General features: G+C 67.2%; 13 protein-coding genes. 8 read left to right on the forward strand and 5 right to left on the reverse strand.

The features are described 5' to 3' along the window. Nucleotides 1-36: 36 nt before the first annotated feature. The 3 genes from galE to galT are packed head-to-tail and all read right to left on the reverse strand — an operon-like array spanning nucleotide 37 to nucleotide 3303. Nucleotides 37-1005: a UDP-glucose 4-epimerase GalE gene (galE, locus tag BM288_RS04300; protein ID WP_092916321.1), complete on the reverse strand. Its 969-nt coding sequence runs from the start codon at nucleotides 1003-1005 to the stop codon at nucleotides 37-39. Next, nucleotides 1002-2144, reverse strand: a complete 1143-nt coding sequence (gene galK / locus BM288_RS04305; protein WP_092916323.1) for a galactokinase — start codon at nucleotides 2142-2144, stop codon at nucleotides 1002-1004. The genes galE and galK overlap by 4 nt, the downstream gene beginning before the upstream one ends. Further along, nucleotides 2137-3303 carry a galactose-1-phosphate uridylyltransferase gene (galT, locus tag BM288_RS04310; protein WP_318255331.1) on the reverse strand — a complete coding sequence of 389 codons (1167 nt, stop codon included), beginning with the start codon at nucleotides 3301-3303 and terminating at the stop codon, nucleotides 2137-2139. Before galT ends, galK begins: the two co-directional genes overlap by 8 nt. 57 nt (nucleotides 3304-3360) lie before the next feature. Here galT and BM288_RS04315 point away from each other — a divergent pair, with 57 nt between their 5' ends. Beyond that, on the forward strand, nucleotides 3361-4155 hold the full coding sequence (locus BM288_RS04315) for a DeoR/GlpR family DNA-binding transcription regulator (RefSeq protein WP_318255332.1): 795 nt from the start codon (nucleotides 3361-3363) through the stop codon (nucleotides 4153-4155). A 72-nt stretch (nucleotides 4156-4227) separates the two neighbouring features. On the opposite strand, the gene BM288_RS04320 is transcribed toward BM288_RS04315, so the two are convergent. After that, the gene (locus tag BM288_RS04320) at nucleotides 4228-7500 is read right to left on the reverse strand and encodes a sialidase family protein (RefSeq protein WP_143103017.1); all 3273 of its coding nucleotides are present in this window, start codon (nucleotides 7498-7500) and stop codon (nucleotides 4228-4230) included. Between the two features lie 22 nt (nucleotides 7501-7522). Continuing rightward, the gene (locus BM288_RS04325; protein WP_143103018.1) at nucleotides 7523-9583 is read right to left on the reverse strand and encodes a sialidase family protein; all 2061 of its coding nucleotides are present in this window, start codon (nucleotides 9581-9583) and stop codon (nucleotides 7523-7525) included. Nucleotides 9584-9793: 210 nt separating this feature from the next. Between BM288_RS04325 and BM288_RS04330 the strand changes: the two genes are divergently transcribed. Genes BM288_RS04330 through BM288_RS04360 form a run of 7 tightly spaced genes read left to right on the forward strand, consistent with a single transcriptional unit; the run spans nucleotide 9794 to nucleotide 16760 of the window. Beyond that, a complete protein-coding gene (locus tag BM288_RS04330) occupies nucleotides 9794-10600 on the forward strand; it encodes an IclR family transcriptional regulator (RefSeq protein WP_177220250.1) in 807 nt (268 codons plus the stop codon). Beyond that, on the forward strand, nucleotides 10597-11496 hold the full coding sequence (locus BM288_RS04335; RefSeq protein ID WP_092916331.1) for an amidohydrolase family protein: 900 nt from the start codon (nucleotides 10597-10599) through the stop codon (nucleotides 11494-11496). The genes BM288_RS04330 and BM288_RS04335 overlap by 4 nt, the downstream gene beginning before the upstream one ends. Next, on the forward strand, nucleotides 11493-12818 hold the full coding sequence (locus BM288_RS04340; protein ID WP_092916333.1) for an aspartate aminotransferase family protein: 1326 nt from the start codon (nucleotides 11493-11495) through the stop codon (nucleotides 12816-12818). The genes BM288_RS04335 and BM288_RS04340 overlap by 4 nt, the downstream gene beginning before the upstream one ends. A gap of 7 nt (nucleotides 12819-12825) precedes the next feature. Then, entirely contained in the window at nucleotides 12826-14379 is a 1554-nt protein-coding gene (locus tag BM288_RS04345) for an N-acyl-D-amino-acid deacylase family protein (protein ID WP_177220251.1), read from the forward strand. An 11-nt stretch (nucleotides 14380-14390) separates the two neighbouring features. Then, complete coding sequence (locus tag BM288_RS04350; RefSeq protein ID WP_092916337.1) at nucleotides 14391-15392, forward strand: Gfo/Idh/MocA family protein; 1002 nt, start codon at nucleotides 14391-14393, stop codon at nucleotides 15390-15392. Continuing rightward, nucleotides 15389-15901, forward strand: coding sequence for a hypothetical protein (locus BM288_RS04355; RefSeq protein WP_092916339.1), 513 nt, complete (start codon nucleotides 15389-15391; stop codon nucleotides 15899-15901). The genes BM288_RS04350 and BM288_RS04355 overlap by 4 nt, the downstream gene beginning before the upstream one ends. 13 nt (nucleotides 15902-15914) lie before the next feature. Continuing rightward, entirely contained in the window at nucleotides 15915-16760 is an 846-nt protein-coding gene (locus tag BM288_RS04360) for a fumarylacetoacetate hydrolase family protein (RefSeq protein WP_318255417.1), read from the forward strand. The last annotated feature ends 100 nt before the right edge of the window (nucleotides 16761-16860 follow it).

Genomic DNA, 16860 nt, shown 5'->3' on the forward strand with positions numbered 1-16860 from the left:
CATGCTCCTGCGCTGTGGTGCCTGGCCGCCGCTCCGTCAGCGCCGCTCTGCCGCGACCGCTGAGGCAACCATCGCGTCGATCGACCGCCGCATCTGCCAGTCCAGGTCGCGGGCGGCGAGCGTGCCATCAGCGACGATGCGGGCCGGGTCGCCCGGTCGGCGCGGCGCCCGCTTCGGCTCTGCATCGCTGCCGGCGGCTCGCAGGATCGCGCCGAGCACCTCGCGCACCGAGGCGCCGTCGCCGCTGCCGAGGTTGTAGACCGACTCCAGCTGCATGCCGCGCTCCATGCGGTCGGCAGCGGCCACGTGTGCGAGCGCGACGTCGCCGACGTGCACCCAGTCGCGCACGCACGTGCCGTCGGGGGTCGCGTAGTCGTCGCCGTTAATCTGCGGTGCCTCACCGCGCGCGAGCGCCGCGAGCACCTTGGGCACCAGGTTGTGGGGGCTGGTGTCGCGGATGCTCGGGTCACCCGAGCCAATCACGTTGAAGTAGCGCAGCGCCACTCCCAGGAACGCCGTGCCGTCGAGCGCTGCGCGGGCGCGCTCGTCGGCGAGGAGCAGCTCTCCCGCGACCTTCGTCTCGCCGTAAGGCGACTCGGGTGCGGGCGGCGTGGCCTCGGTGACGCGCTCGACGTCGGGAGTGCCGTAGACGCCTGCGCTCGAGGAGAACACGATGCGCGCAACGCCCTGCTGGCGCATCGCGTCGAGCAGCTCGATCGTGCCCGTGACGTTCTGCCGCCAGGTGTGGAGCGGCCGGGTCACAGACGCGCCCGCGTACTTGTAGCCCGCGAGGTGCACGACGCCGTCGACGTCGTGCAGGGTCGTCGCGAGTGCTTCCCGATCAAGGATCGAGCCGGTGTGCAGCCGCGCCCGCGACGGCACGAACTCCCGATGCCCCGAGGAGAGGTCGTCGAGCACCGTCACCTCGCGGCCGCTTTCCAGCAGCGCCGCAGCGACGTGCGCACCGATGTATCCAGCACCGCCCGTCACGAGCCAGCGGGTCAAGCGTCTCTCCTCGCCGCATCGGCTGCCCGCACGGGGAACACGACCGGGCGTGCATGCCCCGCCTGCTGCACCGCATCCGCCACTTCGACCGCGATGCGCTCGGCGTCGGCCGTCTCGACGAGCGCGACCGCAGCGCCGCCGAAGCCGCCGCCGGTCATACGCGCACCGAGACCACCCGCGGCAATGGCCGTCTCCACTGCCGCATCGATCGCGGGCACCGAGTTCTCGAAGTCATCGCGCTGAGAGCGGTGGCCATCGGTGAGGATCGGCCCGATCTCGCGGGGCCGACCCAACCGCAGATGCTCGGCGACCAGCCGAGCGCGCTCGGTGTCGGTGACGACGTGGCGCAGCCGACGGTGCACCTGCGCCGGCATGCGCCTCGCCCAGGCATCCACCTCGGTCGGGTCGATCTCGCGCAGCGACTGAACGCCCGCGATCACCGCCGCTTCTTCGCACTCGCGGCGGCGCTGGCCGTAACCGCCGGTTGCGTGATCGTGGCGCACGAGCGAGTCGATGACGAGGATCTCGAGTGCCGCGGCATCGAAGCCCAGCGGCACTTTCTCAGCGGTGTCCGCTTGAAAGTCGAGCAGCACCGCATGGTCGCGCTCGGTCAACAGCACCGCCGACTGGTCGAGCGTGCCGGTGGGCGCGCCCACCACCTCGTTCTCGACCAGCTGGCCGAGTCGCACCATCTCACCGCGCTCGAGCCTCAGATCCCACAGTTCGTCGAGCGCCACCAGCACGGCAGCCTCGAGCGCTGCAGACGACGAGACACCGACCGCGATGGGTACCGTGCTCGTCACGAGCGCCTCGAAGCCGCACCCTTCGATGCCGAGCTCGCGGCGCAGCACGTGCACGACGCCGAGCACGTACCGGCTCCATCCGCTCACCTGCCCGGCTGTCGCGAGCGTCGCCGTGATCAGTCCGCTCGTCAAGTCGGCGTCCTCGAAGTCGGTGGTGATGCGGATGCGGTGGTCCGGTCGCTGCCGCACGGCCACCCGGGTGCGGCGATCGATAGCGAATGGCAGGGCGAGGCCGCCGTTGTAGTCGGTGTGCTCGCCGATCAGGTTGACGCGACCCGGAGCCGACCAGACGCCGTCAGGCTCGTGACCGAAAAGGGTCTCGAACGACTCATGCATCGCGCATCGCTCCCCACTGCTGATTGAGCGGCTCGACCGGATGCTGTTCGTCGGCCTTGGCGATCGCGTCACGCAGGCGTGCGGCACTGGCCTCAGGGGAGATGTCGGCGACCCAGGCTCCCATTACGGCTTCGCTGCCTGCTAGGAACTTCAACTTGTCGGCGGCGCGGCGAGGGCTCGTCACGCTCCAACCGAGCCGCAACTCGTCGCGGTATGCCGCGACCGGCGCCTGCAACCACCCGGCAATATATGGCAGCGGCGCGTCGTAGAGCGCGTCGAGTCCGCGCGCGAGGCGCAGCGTCATGCTCGCGAGCTCGTCGCGCTCGGCTGTGGTGGTCGCAGCGAGGTCGGGTATGTGTCGATGCGGCAGCACCTGCAGCTCGACCGGCCAGCGGGACGCGAACGGCACGAACGCGGTGAAGTGCTCCCCCTCGATCAGCAGCCGCGGCCCGGCCAACTCATGCTCGAGGATCTCGGCGAAGAGCCCCGGACCGCGCTCGCCGATCGAGCGCGCGATGCGGCGGATGCGCTGCGGCACGTACGGGTAGGCGTAGATCTGCCCGTGCGGGTGGTGCAGCGTGACGCCGATCTCGACACCGCGGTTCTCGAACGGGAAGACCTGCTGCACGCCGGGCACCGCAGACAGTGCTCGGGTGCGCTCCGCCCACGCCTCGATGATCGTGCGCGCGCGCACGGTCGACTGCGTGCCAAACGTGCCGGCGCGGTCGGGGTCAAACGCAACCACCTCGCAGCGACCGCTCGCGAGTTGCACTGCGCCGATCGGAGGCTGACGTGCATCGTTCGCCTCATCGGTCGAGGCGACTATCGTTTCGTTGCCTGAATCGGGACCGAATGACGGTGACCGGTTCTCGAACACCGCCACATCGTAGAGATCGGGGATCTCGCTCGGGTTGCCGGCCGATTGCGGCGCCAACGGATCGAGGTCGGCCGACGGAAGATGCACACGGGTCTGGCGAGCAGTTGCGACGGTGACCCATTCCGAGCTCAGCACGTCGAAGCGCATGCTCGGCGTCGGGGGCCGGGGGTCGAGTTCACGCGTGTCGATGCGCCGCTCTCGTGGCTGGGTGCCGGCGTCGTCGAAGTAGATGATCTCGCGCCCGTCAGCGAGTCGTGCGGAGGTCTGGCGGATGCTGCTCACGCTCCGATCCTGCCGCGTGCTGTGTAGTTCTGCGCGATTATGTGCGAAAGTGTAACTATGGCTGTGGTTCGCACACGCTCGCCGTTGGAAGCGGGCCTGCTCGACGTCGAACGACGCGAGCGCATCACAGCACATCTCCGGCGCACAAGCACCGCTCGCATCGCCGACCTTGCCGTTGCCCTCGGCGTTTCGGCGATGACCGTGCGGCGCGACGCGGAGAAACTGGCCGCCAGCGGTGTCATCGAGCGCGTGCGCGGTGGCGTGCGAATCCTGAGAGCTCCGGTCACGGAGGAGCCGGCACCGTCCGAAAAGGCCGCGCTGCATCCCGAAGCGAAGGAGCGTATTGCACGAGCCGCACTCGCGCTCGTTCGGCCAGGCAGCGCCGTCGGTATCGGCGGCGGCACCACCACCCTTGCGCTGGCACGGCTGCTCGCTGACGTGCCGGATATCACGATCGTGACGAACTCCCTACCGGTCGCCCTCGCACTGCCTGACCATGACAGCCTCGTCATGATCGGCGGCGAGCGCTCGCGCTCCGATGCCCTGGTCGGCCCAGTCGCCAACCGTGCGGCCGCGTCGATCGGCCTCGACCAATTGTTCCTCGGCGCGCACGGCATCGATGCCGATCGCGGCTGCACGGCTCCGAGCCTCGCGGAGGCCGAGACGAACCGGGCACTCATGGCGGCGACGCGAGAAACGGTTGCCATGATCGACGCTTCCAAGTGGGGCGTACAGGGCCTCGCCGCGTTTGCAGACCTTGGCGAGCTCGACACGCTCGTGACGGACGCCTCACTGCCGCACGCGCAAACGCGTGAGGTCCGTCGCACGATCGGCAGAGTGCTGCTCGCCTGATTGCGGCAGCTCACCGAAGTGAAGCACGATCGTGCGACGGACGCTCCGCGCGCGGATGACCAGCGTCGCCCGTTACATGGCGCACTGTCCCTTGCGGGGGCCGTCTACCTGCAGCGGCACTCCCGAATCCATCGGCGCGACCGCGTTCTGCGAGCAGAACAGCGGGCCGTGCACGGTGAGCCCAGACAGGACCGTCGCCATTCGACCGCTGTTGCCAGATACCGTCACCGGGCCGGTGACCTCTGAACGGTCGGCCACGACGGGGCCGGCCGTGTCGGTGATGCGCAGCGGTCCCGCGATGGTGGAGGCGTCGCATCCGCTGGTCGTGTCACCCACAGAGACTCCGCCTGCAGTGCCCGCAATGCGAACTGGACCATTGATGTGCGACCCGCAGATCGCGACGGTCGAGGCTCCACTTGTGGTCACCTGCCCCGTGATCTGCGAATCCTGCACGATGAGTCGGCCGCCGTCATTGACCGTGATCGCGCCGCTGATGGTCGCATCGATCAGGCAGAGCCCGCCCGCACCTGCCGTGACTCGTCCGTCATGCGCGCCGGTGATCGTCTGCTCGCACGTGGGATCGACAGTGACGGTGCGCGACCACACTTCCCACGGCGCCGCACGCCCACGATCGCCCGCCACCACGACGGTCGTCGGATCCAGCACGGTGAAGCTGCCGTTCTCGGTGTTGACGTAGTCGATGCCGACCGGCACGCTCCAGTCGTCGCCGAGGCCGCTCTCTGAGATGGTCATCACGACGCCGGGACGCCCGACCATGAGGAGCAGCTCGCCGGTAGGCAGCAGCTCCATCGTGGGTTGCACGCTGAGCAGATCCTGCCCGGCCGGGCCAACCTCGATCGCCTGCGGCTCGCTCCAGGTCGCGCCGTCGTCGAACGAACGCGAGTAGATCATCGGCAGCCGCCAACCGACACGCATCACCATGATCATGGAGCCGTCAGCGAGTCGCTCGATAGCGCCCTCGCATGGTCCTTCATACGCCTGGATGTCGAATTGCTCGGGATCGCCCACTGCGACGGTTCCTCGAACCGACCAATCGATGCCGCCGTTGGTGGAGACGAGCACGAGTTGCCGGAACGCTTCATCGCTGTCGTAGTAGCCGTACGCAGACATGTACAGCGTGCCGTCCGGATCTTCGACGATCGTGTGGAGCAGCACGAAGCCGCCCAGCGTCGTTCCCGGGCGTTCGGAAGCACCGATCGGACGCATGGGTTCGGGCGTGGTCATCGTGCCTTCGCGGTGCGTCCACGTTGCCCCGCTGTCGCCAGAGATCGCGGTCTCGACGAGCGCTTGTCGGTCGTCGGTTCCGGGCTCCATGTAGGCGTGGAAGTTGACCGCGAGCACGTCGCCGTTCCGCAGCCGCGTCATCGTCACACCGGAGGTGTCGGGCATCGGGTTCAGATCCTGACCGCTGAACCAGCTCGCACCGCTGTCATCCGAGGCGCCGAGGAAGATGCCGCCGGCGTCGTCGACATCCGGGTGTCCCGAGTAGGGAATCAGGATGCGCTTCCCACCGTCTCCGTCAGAGACCACGACCCCGGGGTTCGGAAAGCCGACCTGCTCGCCGTCGTTGTCGATGGCCGTAGTGTCGCTGATGACGAACGGCGCGGTGCCGACTGCTGCGGGTGGCGTCGTCGCAGGAGTGCCAAACGTGATGTCGTCCACGTAGACGTCATCATGGACGGCGGCAGCGCCGGTCGCGCCGGTGGTGAACGCGAGTCCGGTGATGCCTGTGACCTCGTTGTGTTGACTCGAGTTGTTGCCGATCGTTGGTCCGCCTGAGCCGACGTATTCGCCCTCGACGCTCACTCGCACGGCGGCGTTGTCGCTCGGCACGGCAAGCTCGATCTGCGTCCATTCGTCGAGTGGAACGCTGCCGGTGGGGCTCAGTTCACGCCAGGTCGCCGTCCACTGCTCGTACCAGTCGATGCTGCCATCGGCGCGCAGTGCCAAGCGGAACAGCGAGTTGGCCGGCTGGCCCGTCGCGATCAGTGACGTGCCGATGATGTCGAACGTGAAGCCTTGCAGGGACTGCGGGTTGACTTCGAATGAGAGGTAGGCGCCTTGCTGCGGCACGACCGTGCATGTGACACCGACGGATGCCTGCGCGCTGGTGTCCTGCACCCGGAGCGAATGGTTGCCCTCTGACGCTGCCTCTTCGCTCACCGCAGCTGGGAGGTAGCCGTCGAGCGCGGAGCAGTCAGCCGGCATCGAGCCGACGGGGTCTGACTCGAAGGTGAGCTCTGAGAACTCGCCGGCGATCGTGATCATCTGAGCGCTGACGGACTGGTTGCCGTCGGTGTCGGTCACGGTGGTGCGCAGTGTTCCTGCGCCCGCTCGGGTGAACGTGTGACTCATCGATGCGGTGACCCAGCCGTCGGCATCGGGGCCGCTGAGCTGCGCAGGGACAGCCTCGCCCTGCCAAGCCGCGGTTGCGGAGTAGTCAGCGACGTCGGCGCCCTCCGGCAGACGGAAGCGGGCAATGGGTTCATCGACGATCTCCGTGCCGCGTGTCACGCCCGCAGCATCAAAAATGGGTTCGATGGTGACGCCGGCGAAGGCGTCGTCGGGGAGTTCGCCTGAGACGGCGAGGTCGTCGATGTAGTAGTCGACGCCGAAGGGGCTGCTTCCAGATGATCCGAAGTAGATCTCTCCCATGCCGGTGGAGGCTGCGTTGCGGCGGTCGGTGGTGAAGCGGATGCCGTTGACGATGAGTTCGGCGCGGTCGAGGGTGGCGTTGATGGTGACGTCGACCCATTCGCCGAGGGTGGCGCCGTCGAGGATTCGGGCGACGTCGGCGAAGGAGGAGCCGTTGTAGGCGGCGATGCGGATGTCGTTGCCGTCGCGGTTGAAGGTGAAGCGCCAGACGCCGTTGGCGCTGGTGCCGGGTGCGCCTTGGATGGCGACGTAGGGGCCGCCGTTGAGCTGCGCTGGGGAGAAGCGGTAGGAGACGGAGCGTTCGGTGGTGATGGGGTAGTTGCACCAGGTGCGGGTGTAGACGGTGTTGCTCTGATCGCTCACGCGCATGGCACGATTTGTTGCTGCTGCACCGCCGAAGCCGGCTTCAGCGACGGTGACATCACCGATGATGCGGCAGTCGGCCGGAGGAGCGCCGAGTGGCTCGTTGTCGAAGGTGCGCACGGCACCATCGGCTGGTGCAGCAGCAGCCATCTGGCCCGGCAGTACCGCGAGCACCATGGCGGCCGTAGCGGCCAGCGCTATCGCAGCGCGTCGCGGGCGGGATGTTCGGAACTTCATTGTTCTCACTTCTCCTTGGGGGTTCAGCCGAAGCTGAGAGCGGGAGTTGGGTTCGGGCTGTGGGTGCACGGGCGAGGCTGGAACGCGGTCCTCAGGGGGCGACCCGGGGGTACTCGCCGAGCGAGCTGAAGGTGCCGACAATCGAGCCGATGTTCGTGTCGTAGCTCACCGTGAGGAAGTGGCTGCCGCGCACGACCGCGCTGCTCGGATCGCCTTGGTCGACGTTCTGCAGCGACATGTAGAGCGGCACGGGAACCGTGTCGACCCAGGCCTGATTGGGGTACAGGAAGCGGCCAACAACCGGCTCGTTCGAACCGTAGTCATTGCCGCCGTAGGTGAGCAGTGCCCGTCCGCCCGGCAAGCGCAGCAGGTCCGGAGCCTGCATGCTCCATGGCACCCGGGTCGCGACGGACCACGTGAGGCCGCCGTCGAAGGAGTCGCTGACGAAGCCGGGGCGGATGACCGCAGTCACGCGCCCATCGGCCAGTACCGCCAACTCTGTCTCCGAGAGCCCCACTCCCGCCGGCGCAGGCAGCATGACCTCGTTCGCTAATGGCCAGGTGAGCCCGCCATCGGTGCTGCGCGCGACGCTCGCGCGGCCGAGGGCGGCATCCGGCCTCGTCCCGTACAGGGGCAGGAGCAGATCGCCGTTGTCGAGTTCGACGACCTCACCGGATTCGGCAGCCCAGCCGAGGTTGTAGGCGCCACTGCGGGCACCGCATCCGCAACTCATCGACGACTCGACCTGCGCGGGCTGCGACCAGGTCTGCCCGCCGTCCTCAGAGCGGATGACGTAGGTGCCGGTGATCGTGGCAGCCTCGGCCGGGTAGCCGATCCATTCCGTCTGGAACCACGTCAGCACGATCGTGCCGTCCCGCAATTGCGTGATCTGCGGATCGCGGTCGTCGGCAGGCGTGTCGATCACGACACGCGCCTCCGACCAGGTCTTCCCGCCATCGACGCTCTCTGTCCACCTGACCTGCCCTGGCCCGCCGCCCGGGATGCTCGGCGAGTGCTCGTTCGCCCAGTAATAGACCGTGACGAGACGACCGTCGTCGAGGTGCGCGATCTCGGGAAAGTAGGGTTCGTGGTCACCTTCGGCAGTCGCGACAATGACGTCGGGCACGGTTCTCGACGAGCGCACGCTGGTGCTCTGCTCTGCCGCTGATACGACACCGTTCAGATCGGTGATGACGGTGCGCAGGATGCCAGACCCTGCCGTGGGAAACACGTGCGTGGTCGAGATGGTCGCCCAGCCATCCTCCGTGTCGGTGACCGTCACGGGCAGCGGGGCTCCGTTCCAGGTCGTCATCACCGCGAAGTCTCCGACACCCATGCCAGCGGGCACCTGGAAGCGTGCCACCGGGGCATCCACGATCTCGATGCCCTCGACGGCGAGGTCGAAGAGTGTCTCGATGGTGACGCCGGCGAAGGCGTCGGCGGGCAGCTGGCCAGAGACGGCGAGGTCGTCGATGTAATAGTCGACGCCGGTGGGGCTGGCCCCGGCCGACCCGAAGTAGATCTCTCCCATGCCGGTAGAAGCCGCGTTCCGGCGATCAGTCTCAAAGCGGACGCCGTTAAGGATGAGCTCGGCACGGTCGAGCGTGGCGTTGATCGTGACATCCACCCACTCGCCCAGGACTGCCCCGCCTGCGACACGTGCGACATCAGCGAACGAGGAGCCGTCGTAGGCGGCGATGCGGATGTCGTTGCCGTCGCGGTTGAACGTGAACCGCCACACGCCATTCGCACTGGCTCCGGGCGCGCCCTGAATCGCGACATACGGGCCACGATCGAACTGCGCAGGCGAGAAACGGTACGAGACCGACCGCTCCGACGTCAGCGGATAGTCGCACCAGGTGCGTGTATAGACGGTGCTGCTCTGATCAACCACGCGCATCGCACGATTCGTGTCAGCAGCGCCACCAAAGCCAGCCTCAGCAACGGTGACATCGCCGATGATCCTGCAATCGGCCGGCGGCGCACCGAGCGCCTCAGCATCAAACGTGCGCACGGCACCATCGGCCGGTGCCGCAACGGCCATCGGCGCCGGTACGACTGCGAGCACGAGCACGGCGAACGCTGTCGCGGCGATGCCTGACCACCGGCGGTGGCCAAAGGCTGAGGCTCTGCCCTGATATTGGCTGTTCACGGTTCGCTCCTTTGCGTGCCGGTCGCCGCAACTATGCACATGGAGCACCGTTCCATGTCGAGCGTTTCACGTTGGTTTATCGGATCGTTACCTTTGCGCCAGCGCCACCGCGCTCCGAGTGCTCGACTGCGCCGCGTGCCTTGTCGAGTTATCGATTCGTTACATGGAACGGCCTTCCACGTCATCGATTCCTTTGCTAGGTTCCCTGACATGGAACAGCGTGCCAAGTCGTATCACTCGCAGGGGCTCAACCGAGCTCTGGGGATACTTCGCCTCCTCGGCAAGTCGAACACGCCACTGACGCTCGCATCCATTGCCGCGGAGCTCGACCTGCCGAAATCGACCGCGGTTCGCCTCCTGCTTGTCATGGAGGAAGAAGGCTTCGTGCGTCGCTCCGGCGAACATCCCGCCTACTCGATCGGGTATGCCATCCACGAAATCGCCGAAGGCTATCGCCCCGTGAGCATGGCCGAGATCACGGCACCCGTGCTCAGCGAACTCGCCGACGAGGTGGGCTTCACCGCAAACCTCGGTCTCCTGGAAGGGCCTTCCGTCCTCCATCTGCATGTGGCAGAGCCCCAGCGGGCGTTGCGCTTCGCGACCGGCGGCATGCTCGACTTCGCCTACTGCACGGGCCTCGGCAAGCTGCTCATGTCGGTGCTGCCAGAAGACGAGATCGACGCGCACCTCCCCGAGAGCGAGCCATACGCAACGTGGACGCCTCGCACGATCTCGACGCGAGCCGGCATCGTGGCCGAACTCGCGCAGATTCGCGAGGCGGGCTACAGCGTCGACGACGAGGAACGAAACCGGGGTGTCACCTGCATGGCGGTGCTGCTGCCGACGAACGACGCTCCGATGCTCGCGTTGTCAATCTCGGCACCGAGCGCCGAGCTCGATGCAGCAGCTCGCAAGCAGTACTTGCCCATCCTGAATGCAGCGGCAGCAGCACTCGTCGCGCTGCCAGAGTTCGACGCTGCGCTCGCCCCACTCCGCACACGGATGGCACTGGCATGATCATCGACGTCCACAGCCACTGCCACCAGCCAGAGCACTGGGGCAACGAACACGAAGACCATTGGCAGGGCGCCTACGGCGGCGACCCCTATCCCACCGTCACGCCGGAGTCCTACGACCGGGAAATGCAGGCGGCTGAGGTCGACGTCGCGGTCGTGTTCGGCCTTGCGGCGTCGCGGGCCGGCGTGCGCACGCCGAACGCATTCGTCGCCGACTTCGTCGCAAAGATGCAGACACCCGCGATCCCGTTCTGCTCCATCGACCCACTCGACGCCGACTGGCGCGACCAGCTCGACGAGGCGATCGAGCTCGGCTTTCAAGGGGTGAAGCTCTACCCAGTGCTCTCGCTCTTCGACCCGCTCGCACCGGAGTTTGACGAATTCTACACGAAGCTGCAGTCGAACGGCATGGTTGCCCTCTGGCACATGGGTGCCACGCCCAGCCCGATAGGTCGCCTTTCGGTCAGCCAGCCGATGGTGATCGACGAGGTCGCCCGGCGCCACCCGGATCTCACGCAGGTGATGGCCCACATGGGGCATCCGTGGCAACGCGATACCAACGTGGTGCTGCGCAAGAACCGGCGAGTGTTCGCCGACGTCTCGGGTGTGCCGTCACGACCGATGGATGCGTTCTTCGCGCTGGTGGGCGCACAGGAGTGGCGCACGGTCGACAAGCTCGTCTTCGGCTCTGATTATCCGCTCTGGACGCCGACCCAGGCCCTCGCGAACCTCCGATCGATCGCACAGTTCCGTGCCGGCAACCTGCCGTTCGTCGCCGACGAGACCATCGAGCAGATCATCCACTGCGATGCGCTGCAGATGCTCGAGCTCTCCGATCCCCGTACCTCACACCGACTCGTCGACACGCATCGTTCGACACCAAGGAGCATCACGTGACTTCCGACTCCCGCCGTTTGGCCGAGGTGGCAGAGCGCATCATCCCGGGTGGAGTGAACTCCGCCACACGAAACATCGGCGCCCCGTGGGCGTGGCGGTCTGCCAAGGGCCCGACCATGACCGACATGGACGGCAATGTCTACACCGACTACCACGCGGCGTTCGGCGCGATCCTCCTCGGCCACGCCGACGAGCGCGTCAACGACGCCGTCACGCGTGCCATTACCGACATCGACCTTGTGGGCGTCGGTACGACAGAGCTCGAGGTCGAGGCAGCGCAGTTGATCGTGGATGCCATTCCGAGTGCCGAGATGGTCATCAGCACGATGAGTGGCTCAGAATCGACCTTCCAGGCGGTGCGGCTCGCTCGCGGGGCGACAGCGCGCCCCTACATCGTGAAGTTCCAGGGCGGGTTCCACGGCTCGTACGACGCGCTCGCGCGCAATGTCATCTCGGCACCCGATCGCGCCTGGAAGCGTGACCCCAACTCGTCGGGCATTCTCGATGACGCCGTGGACAACACGCTCATTGCCGAGTTCAACGACCTGGCCTCGGTGGAGGAACTGTTCGCCCTGCACCCCGAGCAGATCGCGGCCGTGATCCTCGAGCCTGTGCCGCACAACGTCGGTGCGTTGCTTCCAGAGCAGTCATTCCTCGAGGGCCTTCGTGCCCTCACGCGGAAGCACGGCAGCCTCCTCATCTTCGACGAGGTGATCACGGGATTCCGGCATGCGCTTGGCGGCTACCAAGAGCTGTGCGGCGTCATGCCGGATCTGACCACATTCGGCAAGGCAATGGGCAATGGCTTCCCCGTCGCGGGCCTTGCAGGCAGCGCAGAGGTCATGAGCAACTTCACGCCCTCCGGCGGCGCCGTCATGCTGGCGGGCACCTTCAATGGCAATGCCGTTTCGATGGCCGCCGCGATCGCCACCATCACGGTGCTGAAGGATCCAGAAGTCGACTTCTACGGTCACGTCTACGGTCTTGGCGACCGCATGCGCGCGGGACTGCAGTCAATCGCTGACGAGCATGGCATCGCCGCGCGCATGGCAGGTGTCGGGTCAGTCTTCGTTCCGTACTTCATGGATGGCGAGATTCGCGGATACCGTGATCTGCTTCGCAACAACGACGAGGCCAGCGCCACGTTCCAGCGCCGCATGATCGAGCAGGGCTCATTCATGTACCCGATGGCTCTGAAGCGAAACCACATCTCGCTCGCGCACACGGAAGCCGACATCGACAGGACGCTCGCACAGGCTGAGGATGTCATCGGCACCATGGCACGCGAGGGTCTCTTCGAGACGGCGAAGGCCGGGGTCTGACTTGCCCTTGATCTCTCAGACTGTGCTGCGCGGAGGCCTCATCGCCGACGGGCACGGCGGTGACCCCTTTCTCGGCGATGTCGTCATCGCGGGCGCGACGATCACTGCTGTCGTGCCAGCGAGCGTGCGCCCGAGCGGCGGGTACGACGCAGAGATCATCGATTGCACGGGCCGGGTCATCGCCCCCGGCTTCGTGGACATCCACTGCCACTCTGACCTCAGCTTGCTCGCCTACCCAGACAACGAGAGTCGCATCACGCAGGGCATCACGACCGAGGTCGTCGGGAACTGCGGCATGACCCCGGCCCCGGGCAATGCCGACGCCGAGGGCTTGGCCCGTGTCATCAGCACGATCGACGTAACCCCCGATCTGGAATGGACCTGGAGTGGTGTCGCCGGGTGGCTGCAGGCGCTCGACGAGTGCTCAACGGCGACCAACGTCGCGGCCCACGTCGGGCACGGCTCAGCACGGTTCGCGGTGGCCGGCACCAGCGCGGCACCGCTCGAGCGCAGTCAGCTGACGGCGCTCGAGCGCGAGCTCGAGGAGGCCTTCTCGGCCGGCGTCGTAGGAGCCAGCCTCGGGCTGATGTACTCCCCGGGCGAATCGGCGCGCACCGAAGAGCTCGCCCTGGTTGCGCGCGTCGTCGCGGCCCATGACGGCGTCTTGTCGGCGCACCTTCGCGACTATCGCACCAGCGCGCTGCGTCGCTCGATCGACGAACTCGCTGACGTCGTCGAGAGCGACGGCCCGAGGCTCCAGGTTTCTCACCTGCGTGGCGTGGGAGGCGAGCCCGGATTCGCAGACGCACTCGCGCACCTCGAGACGCTCCGCAAGTCGAAGGACATCGCCGCCGACGCCTACCCCTACGTGCACGGGCACACCACGCTCATCCAGTTGCTGCCGCCAGCTCTCCGCGCTGCCGGCCCGGACGCCGTGGTCAGCGCCTGCATGGCCGATCCGGCGACAATCGCCGAGCACCTTGCGTCCGCGGGCTACACGCCCGAGCAGATCATCATCATGAAGGCCGCGAAGACTCCCGACGCCGTGGGGCTCGACCTCACGGGCGCCGAGGGCGACCCTTGGCGCTGGCTCGTCGACCTCCTGGTCGAGAACCAGGGAATGGTGGATGTCGCAGTCGAGAGCGGGCTTTGGAGCGACGTCGATCAGGCGCTCGCCACCGACTGGATCAGCATCGCCTCAGACGGCACTGCACTCAACCGCACGCACCGCGCATCCGCCGCACACCCCCGCTCCTGGGGCGCGTTCTCTGCCGGCTACCGCAGACTGCGGCAGCACGGCACTCCCGTCGGTGAGGCAGTTCGTCGGCTCTCCACCGCGCCGGCCGCGCGCGTCGGCATGATCAGCGGCATCGTTTCCGGGCACCGCGCCGATCTCGTCGTCTTCGACGACCACACCTTCGACGCAGCGGCGACGTTCGCAGAGCCGGCGCGGCCCTCGGTCGGGCTCGACCACGTCTATGTCAACGGCACGGCCGTCGTCGGGGCTGGGCGCCCCACGGCGGCACGTCCTGGAACGCTCATCAGGAGGCGGCAGCAGTGACGGATCACGGAATGCCACTAGGGATCGGCATCGTCGGGGTGGGCGGCATCGCTCTGTCGCACATGGCCGCGTTGCGCACCATGACGAGCGCTCAGCTCGTTGCTGTGTGCGACGTCGACGCGAGCCGCGCCGCCGAGGTTGCCCACGCCGAGCGATGCGAGGGCTACGGCTCGGTCGAAGCGCTGCTTGCCGATGACGCGGTCGAGGCCGTCATCGTCTGCACCCCCAACATGACCCACGAAGCGCTCGGCGTGCAGGTGCTCGCGGCAGGCAAGCACCTGCTGATGGAGAAGCCGCTGGCGATGACCCCTGCAGGGGCACGCGCGGTCGCGAACGAGGCGGCAGAGCGCGGGCTCGCACTCGCCGTCGGCCACAGTCACCGATTCAGTGACCAGAGCGTCGCTATTCGCGAGGTTATCGATTCGGGCGAGATCGGCACGCCGCGATTCGTTCGCGTCGTCATGAATGGCGGATGGATCTGGCCCGGCTGGCAAGCGTGGGTGCTGAACCCCGCACTGTCCGGCGGGCACTCGCTGCACAACGGCACCCACCTCATCGATCTCGCGAGCTGGTGGATCGGGGAACCTGCAACGAGCGTGTTCTCGGTCGGGCAGCATGCCACGAGCGAATCGCTCGAGATCTACGACTACCTGGTCATGGAGCTCGGCTTCGCAAACGGCGCTTCGGCCGTCTGCGAGATCAGTCGGGGCGAGCGGCCGCGAAGTGCCAGCTATCTCGAGCTCACCGTCGTGGGCACCAAGGGTGTCGTCTCGCGCGAGTGGGATGCTGAGGGCGTGCTCGCCTGGACGGATACGGGCCTCACTGCCTGGGCTGCCGACGGCTTCGCAGAGCGAGTCTTCGTCCGCGAGCTCGAGGCCTTCGTCGCCTCCTCCCGCAGCGAAGCTGAGGTCATCCCGCCGGTGTCAGCGGCCATCCACGCCGTCGACGTTGCTGCTGCCTCAGAAACGTCGCTGCGCGAGGGCCGCACGATCGAGATCGGAGCATCGGTATGAGCGCCCCACTGACGACGCAGCCCGGGTTCACCCGGGCGCTCGCTGCCGTCCGCGGCGGCGAGATCGGCCTGCTGCGAGCTGTCGCTCTCGACCTCGTCGCCGTCGGCGGGGGCGACGCGCTGCAGGGGCTCCGCATCGAGGCGATCGGCGTCTTGCGCGCCGTGACCGGGCCGAGCTCGGTCGAACTCCAGGCCCACTCGACGTCGGACGGCGGTGCCACGACGTTCCTCGGGCGTGCCGGTCACGGGGTCGTCGTGAACGCACACGTGTCGGTCGTCGCGGGAGAGCGTCGGGAGTGCTTGCGCGCGACGATCAGGCTGGTCGGCACGCACGGCTCCGTCCTTGTCGACCTGCTGCGCCCGCGTCTCGACGTTCGCACGGCAGCCGGGATGAGGCATCCGTCATTCGGCGCGCGCCGCGCAGAGGTCTCGCCCGGCGATGCAGCCGAAGCCCTTACCGCGATCGCAGCCTCGGCGCGATCCGGCCAAACCATATCGATCACCTGGTGATGGAGGACAAGACATGAAGTGGCTGACATTCGACGACGATGGTGCCATCAGGCACGGGTACGTCGAGGGCGACGAGATCGTCGTGACCGGCGACGGCGACCTTGCGGCAGTACTCCGGGGTGAGACCGGCACCGAGGCTGGTGCGCGCCGCCCGATCGAGGGCGCTCGCATCCTCGCTCCGCTGCTCACACCGGGCAAAGTGATCGCGGCCGCCGCGAACTATCAGGCGCACGTGAAGGAGGCCGGCGGTGAGGCCCGCGACCAGGCCAAGGCAACGCCACGTCTCTTCCTGAAGCCCGACACCTCGATCACCGGTCCCGACGCGCCAGTGGTGCTCAACCCGATCACCCAGCAGCTCGACTGGGAGGTGGAGATCGCCGCGGTGATCGGTCGCCGTGCCCAGAACGTGCCTGTGGATGCGGCACTCGACTATGTGTTCGGCTACGCCACCAGCAACGACATCTCCGCACGCAGCCTCGACCTCGGTGTCGAGCGCGACGGCGAGGCCTGGACCGGCTTCTTCGACTGGCTCGAGGGCAAATGGCTCGACGGCTCAGCGCCGCTCGGCCCTTACCTTGTCACTGCCGACGAAGTGCCAGACCCGCAGAACCTCGACCTCACGCTCGAGCTCAACGGTCAGATCATGCAGCGCGGGAGTTCGACCGACATGGTCCACACCGTCGCTGAGCTCGTGTCGTTCAGCTCGAAGCTCATGACCCTCAACCCCGGTGACGTGATCCTCACGGGCACGCCCTCCGGAGTCGGGGCCACGACAGGCGTCTTCCTGAAGCCCGGCGACAGCATGGTCGCCGAGGTTCAGGGGCTCGGCTCTCTGACCACCCCCATCGTGGCGGCGTAATGCCTCCCCGACTCACACACCCCATCCCCACGCATCATTTCCGATCCATCTGATTACAAAGGAGTCATCATGAGATCACGTATCGCCGTCAGCGCTCTTG

The sequence above is a fragment of the Agrococcus baldri genome (assembly GCA_900114805.1).
Classification (GTDB): Bacteria; Actinomycetota; Actinomycetes; order Actinomycetales; family Microbacteriaceae; genus Agrococcus; species Agrococcus baldri.

Excerpts from the sequence above, each read along its gene's own strand:
- BM288_RS04335 (WP_092916331.1), top strand. The coding sequence starts at position 10,597 with ATGATCATCGACGTCCACAGCCACTGCCACCAGCCAGAGCACTGGGGC.
- BM288_RS04355 (WP_092916339.1), top strand. The coding sequence starts at position 15,389 with ATGAGCGCCCCACTGACGACGCAGCCCGGGTTCACCCGGGCGCTCGCT.
- BM288_RS04360 (WP_318255417.1), top strand. The coding sequence starts at position 15,915 with ATGAAGTGGCTGACATTCGACGACGATGGTGCCATCAGGCACGGGTAC.
- BM288_RS04315 (WP_318255332.1), top strand. The coding sequence starts at position 3,361 with ATGGCTGTGGTTCGCACACGCTCGCCGTTGGAAGCGGGCCTGCTCGAC.
- galK (WP_092916323.1), bottom strand. The coding sequence starts at position 2,144 with ATGCATGAGTCGTTCGAGACCCTTTTCGGTCACGAGCCTGACGGCGTC.
- BM288_RS04350 (WP_092916337.1), top strand. The coding sequence starts at position 14,391 with ATGCCACTAGGGATCGGCATCGTCGGGGTGGGCGGCATCGCTCTGTCG.
- BM288_RS04330 (WP_177220250.1), top strand. The coding sequence starts at position 9,794 with ATGGAACAGCGTGCCAAGTCGTATCACTCGCAGGGGCTCAACCGAGCT.